General features: G+C 28.5%; 11 protein-coding genes. 9 read left to right on the forward strand and 2 right to left on the reverse strand.

Annotated features, from left to right (window positions below):
- Window positions 1-142: 142 nt before the first annotated feature.
- The 4 genes from E6771_RS11255 (at window position 143) to E6771_RS11270 (ending at window position 2,804) form a co-directional block, all read left to right on the forward strand.
- Window positions 143-904, forward strand: coding sequence for an exodeoxyribonuclease III (locus tag E6771_RS11255; RefSeq protein ID WP_316091420.1), 762 nt, complete (start codon window positions 143-145; stop codon window positions 902-904).
- An 8-nt stretch (window positions 905-912) separates the two neighbouring features.
- Window positions 913-1,164 carry a hypothetical protein gene (locus tag E6771_RS11260; RefSeq protein ID WP_316091421.1) on the forward strand — a complete coding sequence of 84 codons (252 nt, stop codon included), beginning with the start codon at window positions 913-915 and terminating at the stop codon, window positions 1,162-1,164.
- 101 nt (window positions 1,165-1,265) lie between these two features.
- Window positions 1,266-2,072 carry a bifunctional hydroxymethylpyrimidine kinase/phosphomethylpyrimidine kinase gene (gene thiD, locus E6771_RS11265; RefSeq protein WP_316091422.1) on the forward strand — a complete coding sequence of 269 codons (807 nt, stop codon included), beginning with the start codon at window positions 1,266-1,268 and terminating at the stop codon, window positions 2,070-2,072.
- 39 nt (window positions 2,073-2,111) lie between these two features.
- Entirely contained in the window at window positions 2,112-2,804 is a 693-nt protein-coding gene (locus E6771_RS11270) for a nucleotidyltransferase domain-containing protein (protein WP_316091423.1), read from the forward strand.
- A 218-nt stretch (window positions 2,805-3,022) separates the two neighbouring features.
- Here E6771_RS11270 and E6771_RS11275 read toward each other — a convergent pair whose 3' ends face one another.
- On the reverse strand, window positions 3,023-4,429 hold the full coding sequence (locus E6771_RS11275) for an MATE family efflux transporter (protein WP_316091424.1): 1,407 nt from the start codon (window positions 4,427-4,429) through the stop codon (window positions 3,023-3,025).
- 108 nt (window positions 4,430-4,537) lie between these two features.
- Window positions 4,538-5,248, reverse strand: coding sequence for a pirin family protein (locus E6771_RS11280; protein ID WP_316091425.1), 711 nt, complete (start codon window positions 5,246-5,248; stop codon window positions 4,538-4,540).
- A 222-nt stretch (window positions 5,249-5,470) separates the two neighbouring features.
- Here E6771_RS11280 and E6771_RS11285 point away from each other — a divergent pair, with 222 nt between their 5' ends.
- From E6771_RS11285 to ilvA, 5 genes are all read left to right on the forward strand, one after another.
- Entirely contained in the window at window positions 5,471-6,271 is an 801-nt protein-coding gene (locus tag E6771_RS11285) for a glucosaminidase domain-containing protein (protein WP_316091426.1), read from the forward strand.
- Window positions 6,272-6,452: 181 nt separating this feature from the next.
- Window positions 6,453-6,980: a hypothetical protein gene (locus tag E6771_RS11290; RefSeq protein ID WP_316091428.1), complete on the forward strand. Its 528-nt coding sequence runs from the start codon at window positions 6,453-6,455 to the stop codon at window positions 6,978-6,980.
- A 267-nt stretch (window positions 6,981-7,247) separates the two neighbouring features.
- Window positions 7,248-7,694, forward strand: a complete 447-nt coding sequence (locus tag E6771_RS11295; protein WP_316091429.1) for a hypothetical protein — start codon at window positions 7,248-7,250, stop codon at window positions 7,692-7,694.
- Between the two features lie 210 nt (window positions 7,695-7,904).
- Window positions 7,905-8,066: an acyl-CoA dehydrogenase family protein gene (locus E6771_RS11300; RefSeq protein ID WP_316091430.1), complete on the forward strand. Its 162-nt coding sequence runs from the start codon at window positions 7,905-7,907 to the stop codon at window positions 8,064-8,066.
- A gap of 557 nt (window positions 8,067-8,623) precedes the next feature.
- On the forward strand, window positions 8,624-9,826 hold the full coding sequence (gene ilvA / locus E6771_RS11305) for a threonine ammonia-lyase (RefSeq protein WP_316091431.1): 1,203 nt from the start codon (window positions 8,624-8,626) through the stop codon (window positions 9,824-9,826).
- Window positions 9,827-10,009: the final 183 nt, after the last annotated feature.

Raw genomic sequence — 10,009 nt, forward strand, 5'->3', positions numbered from 1 at the left:
TATTAAAGACAATAATTTATTACAATATACCACTTCATTTGTCAATAGAGGTTTCTCAGATTGGTTTAAATTAATAAATTGAAAAATAAACAGATTTTATGATATAATTTAATAAGAGTAAAAATCTTGGAAGGAGATAAATATGAAATTAATTTCATGGAACGTGAATGGTTTAAGAGCTGCTGTAAAAAAAGGGTTTTTAGATTATTTTAAAAATGAAAATGCAGATATTTTTTGTATTCAGGAAACAAAGTTACAAGAAGGACAGATAGAATTAGACTTGGAAGGGTATCACCAATACTGGAACTATGCTGAAAAAAAAGGTTATTCAGGAACAGCTATATTTACTAAGAAAAAACCAATAGAAGTATCTTATGGTTTAGGAATAGAAGAACATGATAAAGAAGGAAGAGTAATAACCCTTGAATATGAAGGTTTCTATATGATAACAGTTTATACTCCTAATTCTCAGGAAGAATTAGCCAGACTTGATTATAGAATGAGCTGGGAAGATGAATTTAAAGACTATGTAATGAAATTAGATAAATTAAAACCTGTTATCATATGTGGAGACTTAAATGTAGCCCATAAAGAAATAGATTTAAAGAATCCAAAGTCAAACAGAAAGAATGCTGGATTTTCTGATGAAGAAAGAGCAAAATTCACTGAATTACTAAAAAGTGGGTTTGTGGACAGTTTTAGACATTTTTATCCTGAACTGACTGGAGTATACTCTTGGTGGTCGTATAGATTTAATGCTAGAAAAAATAATGCAGGATGGAGAATTGACTATTTTGTGGTTTCTGAAAGACTAAAAGATATTATGGAAGGAGCAGAGATTCATAATGAAATTTTAGGTTCAGATCACTGTCCTGTAGTTTTAAAATTAAAGAAAGAGTTTTAGGAGGAATGATGGCATCAGAGAACTTTGCAAAATTTTGTGAGGTATGGGATAGGGAGCAACCTGTACCAGAAGACAGGTATAGATTTTTTGAAATAATGAACTGTGTTATGATATTTTTTTTAACACCAGAAGATGTAAAAAATATTAATGAGTTCTTTAGAAAAAATGGAAGTTTTGATGAAAAAAGACCTATACATGAAGAAATAATTGTGGATGAAATCCATTATAATGGAAATTATATGATAAAAATAGGTGAATAAAAGAAGATGGTCAGCTAAAATTAGTTTAAAAGTAAATTATACTTTAATTTCTTTAATATTATATAAAGCTGGCTATTTTTTATTGTTTTCTGGAGGGGAAAATGAAAAAAGTGTTGACAATAGCAGGATCAGATAGCTGTGGTGGAGCTGGAATACAAGCTGATATAAAAACCATGAGTGCCATGGGAGTTTATGGAATGAGTGTAATAACTGCTGTAACAGCTCAAAATACACTGGGAGTTTCTAAAATACAGGAACTATCAGAAGATATAATAAAAGAACAATTGAAAGCTATATTTGAGGATATAGAAGTTGACAGCATAAAAATTGGAATGCTTTCAAGCATAGAAATAATAAAAACTGTTACTGATTCATTAGAAAAGTATAGAGCAAAAAATATAGTTATTGATCCTGTTATGTTATCAAAAAACAAGTGCAAACTGTTGAGAGAAGAAGCCTTAATAGAATTAAAAAGATTTATAGGAATAGGAACTCTAGTTACTCCTAATATACCAGAAGCAGAAGTATTAGCTGATATGAAGATAAAAAATGAGGAAGATATAATAGAAGCTGCTAGAAAAATACAGGATTTTGGAGTAAAAAATATTCTTATAAAAGGAGGGCATAGAGCAGATAATTGTACAGATATACTTCTTTTAGAAAATGGTGAAATAATAAAATTTTTTGGAAAGAAAATTGAGGCAGTTAATACTCATGGAACAGGTTGTACTCTTTCTTCAGCAATAGCATCTCTTTTGGCCAAAGGAAATTCTATTGAAGAAAGTGTAAGATTTGGAAAAGAGTATATAACTCAGGCAATAGAGAATTCTTTTTCTATAGGTAAAGGAATTGGACCACTGGGACATTTTATAGACATATATAAAAAATCTGGGATAGACTTTGAATAAAATTATTCTAAAATAATCAAAAAAGGGGGGAAGGGCAATATGACATTTTTAATCAAAAAAGAATGGCTGAAAAATTTTGTAGAAGAAATAAAAAAAGGGTTTGGCAATAGAATTGAATTTATAGGGTTACAGGGAAGTCATGGAAGAGGAGAGGCTTCACAAGAAAGTGACATAGATATAGTTATAATTTTAGATAAAGTAGAAATAGAAGATTTGAAAAAATATGATGAGATTATTTCTAAAATGGAGGATAGTGAAAAAATATGTGGATTCATTTCAGGTAGGGAAGAATTAAACAGTTGGGAAAAGGCAGATGTATTTCAATTTTACTATGATACAGAACCTTTAGTTGGAAATATAGATTTTCTTCTTCCTACTATTAAAAAGAGTGATATAAGGAGAGCAATATTAGTTGGTTCCTGCAATATATATCATATGTGTGGGCATAATATTCTGCATGAAAAAGATTTAGAAATATTATTTTCATTATACAAGGCAGCTTCTTTTGTATTACAGGCAAAATATTATTATGAAACAGGAAGATATATCAAGAAAAAAGCAGATTTATTACCTAAATTATCAGAAGAAGATAGAAAAATCTTAAAAATATATATGGAGATAAAAAAGATAGAGAATATTTCTGAAGAGGGATTCTTGAATTATTCTGCTGAATTATTTAACTGGTCAAGTTCATTAATTAAAGAACATAAAATGGAAATGGAAGAAGATTAGCTGTATTAGATATCTTTAACCTAATAAATAAATTAATAAAATTTATAAAAAATGAGAAAATAAAAAAGATGGAAGTTTTGTTTAAATCCATCTTTTTTTAGTGGATAATTTATTATATTTTAAAAGTTAAAAAAAGTATTATTTTAGTATATTTATTAAATGAAGTCTTAGTCAGTACAACTATATTATTTTCACTATCAGTTTAATTTTTAAATAAATTATATTTCAATTTTTGTCCAGTAACCACTATTAAAACGCATTTTACTTAAAATATATCTTATTGTCTGATCTGCAAAGAGAGCTATCCATGCACCCATCAAGCCCATATTCATTGGAAAACAAAGTATCCAAGCTAAAATTGGTCTTACAGCAGCTACACTTATAAATGATATTAAAGCAACAAATTTAGTGTCTCCTGCTCCACGTAGACAACCAAGATAAACAGTTTGAGAAGTTTGAACATGAGTTGTAAATGCAATTATTATCATGATTGTAGCTCCAAGAGAAACTATATGCTCTTCTGAATTAAATAATGTGATTAAAAACCTTCTTCCAAAAAAGAAAAGCAGAAATAATAATGTTGAGACTATAAATGACATTCTCTGACCAGTTTTTCCATATATTATAGCTTTATCTGGTCTTTTGGCACCAAGATTTTGACCTACCAATGATGAAGCTGCAACTCCTAATCCATCTCCAAAGCAAAAAGAAAGATTTATAATATTCATGCATATTTGATGAGTTGCAAAAGCTATAGTTCCAAGAGCAGCAACTATTTTAGCAAAAGAGAAGAATCCTATACGCATAAAGACCTGTTCTACAACTGAGCTTCCACTGATATTTAAAAAGGCTTTCATTGTTTTTTTATCAAATTTCCAATTGACTTTGGCTTTCATTTCCAGAAAGTTCGTATTGTAATAAAGAGAAAAGATAGACATGAGGCATCCAATTATACTTCCGATAGTAGTTGCAATAGCTGCCCCTCTAACTTCTAATCTGGGAAATATCCACACTCCATTGATAAGAAGATAATTGAATATAAGATTGAAAATATTAGCAGTAATATTAGTTTTCATAGATATTCTTGTATTTCCTACTCCTCTTTGGGCAGCATTTATAGTAAGACTTAAAGCGGTAAAAACTATACTGACCATAAGAATTTTGTAATAGGCTACAGATTCTAAAATTACATCATCTCCAGCTCCAGCAAATTCTAATATTTCATAAGCAAAAAAATAACCTAGAAAAGCCATTACCAGAGAAATACCTAAGGATAACATAATCGATTGTCTGAGACAGCTGTTAGCACCATAATAATCCTGCTCCCCCTTTCTTCTGGCAACAATTGCAGTAACCCCTACATTTAATGAAAAAATCATAGCAAGAAGTATAAATTTAGGCTGATTAGTAAGACCAACAGCAGCAATAGCATGTGCTCCAAGTCCTCCCACCATCATTATATCAATAGACCCTACAAGGCTGACCAGAACAGTTTCTAATGCACAGGGCCATGAAATATTAAAAGAAGTCTTATAAACTTCTTTTGTAGTAGGAATATCCCCAAGTATTTGTTTTGGATTGAGCATATACTCCACCCCAAAAAATTTTTTCAATAATTGAAACATCAAATTCTCCCCCTTTGTGTATAACTGTATTTTGATGATCAATAAGTCTTAATTATCATTATACATCAAAAAAGGCAGTCTTTCAACTGCCTTTAAATAAGGAAAACATTATTTTAAATCTTCTCTTTCCTGCATTTCAATAACAAGTATATGAGACTTTCCAAGGGCTTTTATTTTCAAGCTTTCTCCTATAGTTTCCAGACCATCTTTTGTATTGAGTACCTGATCATTTATAGAGGATTTTCCCTCTATTTGAACAACATAAGCTTGCCTTCCTTGTTTTACCTCAAATTCCTCTTCTTTTCCATCATCAAGTTCCAAAGCATAAAAATTAATATCCTGATTAATTTTTATTGGAGCATCACCAGATTTGCTTGAAACAAAATGGAGAAATTTATTTTTTCTTTCATTCCAGTCAAATTTATATTCTCCGTAGTTTGGAGTATGTCCTTTTTTATCAGGAAGTACCCACATCTGAAGTATTCTCAGTTCTTCAGAATGATTATTATATTCAGAATGCTGAACTCCAGTTCCTGCACTCATATATTGCACTTGACCTCTTGAAAGAGTAGATTCATTTCCCATGCTGTCTTTATGAGTAAGGTATCCATGAATTACATAAGTAATTATTTCCATATCTCTGTGAGGATGAGTATCAAAACCTGTATTTGCTGAAATATGGTCATCATTAATTACTCTTAAAACACCAAAGTTTATATTATTCTCATTAAAATATTCAGCAAAAGAAAAGTGAAACTTACTTTTTAGCCATCCTAAATTAGATTCTCCCATTTTTTCTACTGGTAATCGTCTTATCATATATATCATCTCCTGTAATTTTTATTAATTATGAAAATACATTTTCTAATTATATTTCTTATATTATATTATTCTGTGTATTGACAGGATTCCTTTTTCTTTGATAGAAATAAAAATTATGTAAGAAGCAATAGAGAAAATAATTATTTACTTTTTAAGGAAAATCAAGTATACTATATCAAATAAATTTTTATAATATATAACATTAGAGAGGAAGTGTTGATGAAAATTAAAAAATATTTACTTTTTGGAATTTTTATTATGGCAATATTATTCAAGTATAGTGACAAAAAAATTAATGATAATATTTTAAAAAAAGTAGAATATAAAAAAATTGAAATAAATAGTGTAGCTGATTTATATGAAAAAAGAGATGAAGAAGGATTATATGTATTTTCTAATGAAGAACTAGATTTAAGAAAACTTTCATCAGAAGATAGAAAAGATGCTTTTGTGCAGCTTCTTCTTCCTGCAATAAATGTAGTACATGAGGAAATAAAAAATGATAAAGAAATAGTAAAAAAACTTGAAAAAAAATCTGAATTAACAGAAGAAGAAAAAGAATATTGTGAGAATATTTTCAGCAGATACAGAGTAGAATATGGTAACTGGCAGGAATTAGAATCCAAAATGATAATATATCCAACTTCTCTTATTCTGACACAAGGTGCATTAGAAAGTGCTTGGGGAACATCAAGATTTTTCAGAGAGGGAAATAATATATTTGGAATGTGGTCAACTAATCCCAATGAACCAAGAATAGCAGCTAAAGGAACAAGAGATAATGGCTTTGTTCCTCATTTAAAAAAATATGATACAATAAAGGATTCGGTTGCAGATATAGTATTGACTATTTCCAGGAATGATGTTTATAAAAAAGTTAGAGAATCTGTAAATAATGAAAAACCAGCTTCTGAAATAGTATATGGGTTAATAAAATATTCAGAAGAGGGAGAAGAATATATTAAAAAAATAAAAGCTACAATGGAAAAAAATGATTTTTTAAAATATGATTTAGATTAATTATTTTGAGAGATATCTTTAATGATATCTCTCATTTTTATTAGCAAAGTAAATACTCTATAAAATTAATAAAAATGGCTATATTAATTTCAAGAATGATAAAATTCATTGAAATAAAAGTATAAATGTGGTATAAAAAGTTATATAAAAACTTGTAATAGCATTATTTCGGGAGGAAGAAATGAAAAAACTAATTTTAATTTTAGGGGTATTAACATGTATAGTTTCATATTCTGAGGAAAAATCTAATGTAACTGAAGCAGTATCATCAGTAGTATCAGGTGCAGTGTCTACTGGAAAAAATTTCCTAAAGGGAGTAAAAGATGGTGTAGACACAGGAAGAAAAGAAGGTGGAAGCTTGGATGAAGCTGTAATAATTTATGATAAAGAAGGTTTTGAAAAATATATAAAGGGTTCTGTGCTATCAGTAACAAAAGAGGGAACAGAATATAAAGTAACTGTGGGACTAAAAAATGATACTGAGCAAATGATGAGATTGACTAATCTTCATGAACAAAAGTCTTTACAACTTTTAGATGTTGATGGTTTTGCTGTTTTTTCTTCTGGACCATTTGGAGATATTAATATACCAGGGAAAGCAGCAATAAAAAGTACTTTTAGATTTCCTGCTGATGGAAAACCAGGAATGTTAAAAATATATGAAAGCGAAATAAAAATAACTGATGATATGATTAAAGTAAATGAATAATAAAAATTTTAAAGTAATTTTAAAGGATAATTCATACAAAATTATAGTTAAAAAATAGTAAAAAAAGTCCATTTGAAAAAATGGATTTTTTTATAAAAAATAATATTAGAGTGTTAACAATAATATTTTATTTGAAATTAGCAGTGTTAAAAAAAGAATTATAGAATACAAATGAACTTCAAAGTGATTTTTTTTATAGGAGAATGTTGATTTTTTTTAGAATATGAGGTAATATACATATATAAAACAAAATAGGGGAGTGATTTTGTGGAAAGAAAAATCATAGGAATGTTAGGAGCAGGAATGATAGCATTAGCTACATTTTGCCCTTTAGTAAAAGTTTCATCATTAGAAAAAATAAATTTTTATTCAATGAGTTCAGGTGGAGCAAATGGGATAATTTTAGTATTATTGGGGATACTGACATGTTATCTTTTTTATAAGGAATATATTGTTGTTGTAAGAGTACTTTCAGCAATTACAGGTCTTTTAGCTCTGAAGAATTTGATGTTTATTGTAAGTAATGTAAAAAATACAGATAATGGATTGTTTATAAGTTTTGAAAATAATCCTATTATTTTATTAAAAAGCTTAGGAATGGAGTTAACAAGTCTTTCATATGGTGGAATAATGCTTATAGGGGGAGTTTTTCTTATAATAATTACAGCCTTTACTATGAGAAAGCGTCTTGAAATGAATTTATGGAGTTTTTAAAATTAATATCAAACTATAGAGGTCAGTGTAAAAACTGATCTTTTTTTATTTAAAGAAAATTGATTGGTAAAAAATTTATATTATTTTAATATAAAATTTTTTCATAGAATACACAATTTTTATTAATTGAATTACAAAAAGGAATAGATGCAGCTAGGTTATTGAAATATAAAGCAGCTGGTATGAAATAGAAGAGAAGAATATGGATATATGTCAAAATTTCTTATTTCAGAAATAACTATGAAAGTGACAGAAAAAGCAGTACAGCTTTTAGAAGGGAATGAATATTTAAAGAAGTTTCCAGTTGAAAGAATAATGAGGGATACAAAAATAACAGAAATACATGAGGAACTTCTAAAGTTCAAAAAATAGTTATAACAAATAGGGTGAGAATAAATTAATAAAAATATATTTATAAAATTTATTTTAGAAAAATATTTATTAAAAATGGGAGAACTTTTCCTATTTTTTTGTTGGCAAAAAAAGGTCAATTTTTTCATGCGTACTAAATAAATGGACAAAAGACTTTTTTGAATTTCTGTAATATAAAATTATTATTAAAGTATATTTATCAATGGTTTCATTAATATTTTTAATGGTATTATTTATAATTTTAAAAAAAAGGTAGTAAAAAAAAATGAACTTTAGCTATTCTGTAATTTAAATTAAATATAATAACCATATATAATATATTACCTTCACCAATAAAAAAGGGTTGACTAAATATGGGCATAGTATTATACTTGAAACGTATTAAGATATAGAGTTTTAGGACTTATTATTTCGATTTAAAACATAAAATTCTATTTTATGTTGTACCAAAATAAAAAAAAAGTTATAAAAATATTAATTTTAACTAAAAATATGAAGCTGAAGAATTAAAAATGTAAATGATTTATTAAATCTGGTAAATACCAAGGAGGAAATTCATGGCAGTGACATTGGAAACCATTAAAAAAGCAAAACAAACCATCGAACATTCGATAAAAAGAACACCTTTGATAGAATGCCCTACTTTAGAGAAAGCACTTGGAGGTAAAGTATTATTCAAACTTGAAAATCTTCAAAAGACAGGATCATTTAAAGTAAGAGGAGCATTAAATAGAATAGCTAACTTAACAGAAGAAGAAAAGAAAAAAGGAGTTATTGCATCATCAGCAGGAAATCATGCACAGGGAATAGCTTTGGGAGCAACAGCACAAGGAATAAAATCAACAATTGTAATGCCAGAAACAGCACCAATAGCAAAAGTAGCAGCAACAAAAGGATATGGAGCAGAGGTAGTATTGTGTGGAACAGTGTATGATGATGCTTTTGCAAAAGCATGTGAAATTCAAAAAGAAACAGGAGCTATATTTCTACATCCATTTGACGATGACTATGTAATTTCAGGCCAGGGAACAATAGGTTTGGAAATATTAGAAGATGCAATTGATATAGATACAGTACTGGTACCAATAGGAGGAGGAGGAATACTTGCAGGAATAGCCACAGCAATAAAGTCAATAAATCCTTCAGTAAGAATAATAGGAGTGGAATCAGCGAATGCAGCATCAATGACAGAAGCATTGGCAAAAGGAGAATGCTGTGAAGTATGTGCAATCCCAACAATAGCAGATGGAATAGCAGTAAAAAAAGTTGGATGTAAAACTCTTGAACTGGTAAAAGAATATGTAGACGAAGTAGTAACTGTAACAGAAGATGAAATAGCTACAGCAATACTATTCCTTATGGAAAAAAGCAAAGTGGTGGCAGAAGGAGCAGGAGCAACACCACTAGCAGCAATACTGGCTGGAAAAGTAGACTGTAAGGGTAAAAAGACTTGTGCGGTGGTATCTGGTGGAAACATAGATGTCAACCTTATAGAAAGAGTATTAAACAGAGCATTAATCAATGCAGGAAGAAGATATGAATTTAAAGTAAAAGTACATGATAGATTTGGAGAAACAGAAAAATTATTAAGCTTGATTACAAAAAACAGGGCAAATATTTTATTTATAACTCAAAGTATGTATAATGTAGAATTAGGAATAACAATGCAGGAAGTAACACTGGTAATAGAATGCAGTGATAAGGCTCATAGAGATGCAGTAATAGCTAAAATCGTAGAAGCAGGATATGATATCCGTTAGTAAATTTATAGAAGTGTATTAATAAAAAAACAGTATATAAAAAACTAAAAAGGGAAGTGAAATTTATGAAAAAATTAGGATTACTACCAAAACTGATAATAGGTTTGATAGCAGGAATTATAATTGGAAAAATTGGATTTATACCATTACTAAGAATAATGCTTACATTTAATGGATTATTTG

It is taken from the genome of Fusobacterium sp. (assembly GCF_032477075.1).
In the GTDB taxonomy this organism is placed as follows: Bacteria; Fusobacteriota; Fusobacteriia; order Fusobacteriales; family Fusobacteriaceae; genus Fusobacterium_A.

Excerpts from the sequence above, each read along its gene's own strand:
- E6771_RS11255 (WP_316091420.1), top strand. The coding sequence starts at position 143 with ATGAAATTAATTTCATGGAACGTGAATGGTTTAAGAGCTGCTGTAAAA.
- E6771_RS11280 (WP_316091425.1), bottom strand. The coding sequence starts at position 5,248 with ATGATAAGACGATTACCAGTAGAAAAAATGGGAGAATCTAATTTAGGA.
- E6771_RS11290 (WP_316091428.1), top strand. The coding sequence starts at position 6,453 with ATGAAAAAACTAATTTTAATTTTAGGGGTATTAACATGTATAGTTTCA.
- E6771_RS11300 (WP_316091430.1), top strand. The coding sequence starts at position 7,905 with ATGTCAAAATTTCTTATTTCAGAAATAACTATGAAAGTGACAGAAAAA.
- E6771_RS11260 (WP_316091421.1), top strand. The coding sequence starts at position 913 with ATGGCATCAGAGAACTTTGCAAAATTTTGTGAGGTATGGGATAGGGAG.
- E6771_RS11275 (WP_316091424.1), bottom strand. The coding sequence starts at position 4,429 with ATGTTTCAATTATTGAAAAAATTTTTTGGGGTGGAGTATATGCTCAAT.
- E6771_RS11285 (WP_316091426.1), top strand. The coding sequence starts at position 5,471 with ATGAAAATTAAAAAATATTTACTTTTTGGAATTTTTATTATGGCAATA.
- E6771_RS11270 (WP_316091423.1), top strand. The coding sequence starts at position 2,112 with ATGACATTTTTAATCAAAAAAGAATGGCTGAAAAATTTTGTAGAAGAA.
- thiD (WP_316091422.1), top strand. The coding sequence starts at position 1,266 with ATGAAAAAAGTGTTGACAATAGCAGGATCAGATAGCTGTGGTGGAGCT.
- ilvA (WP_316091431.1), top strand. The coding sequence starts at position 8,624 with ATGGCAGTGACATTGGAAACCATTAAAAAAGCAAAACAAACCATCGAA.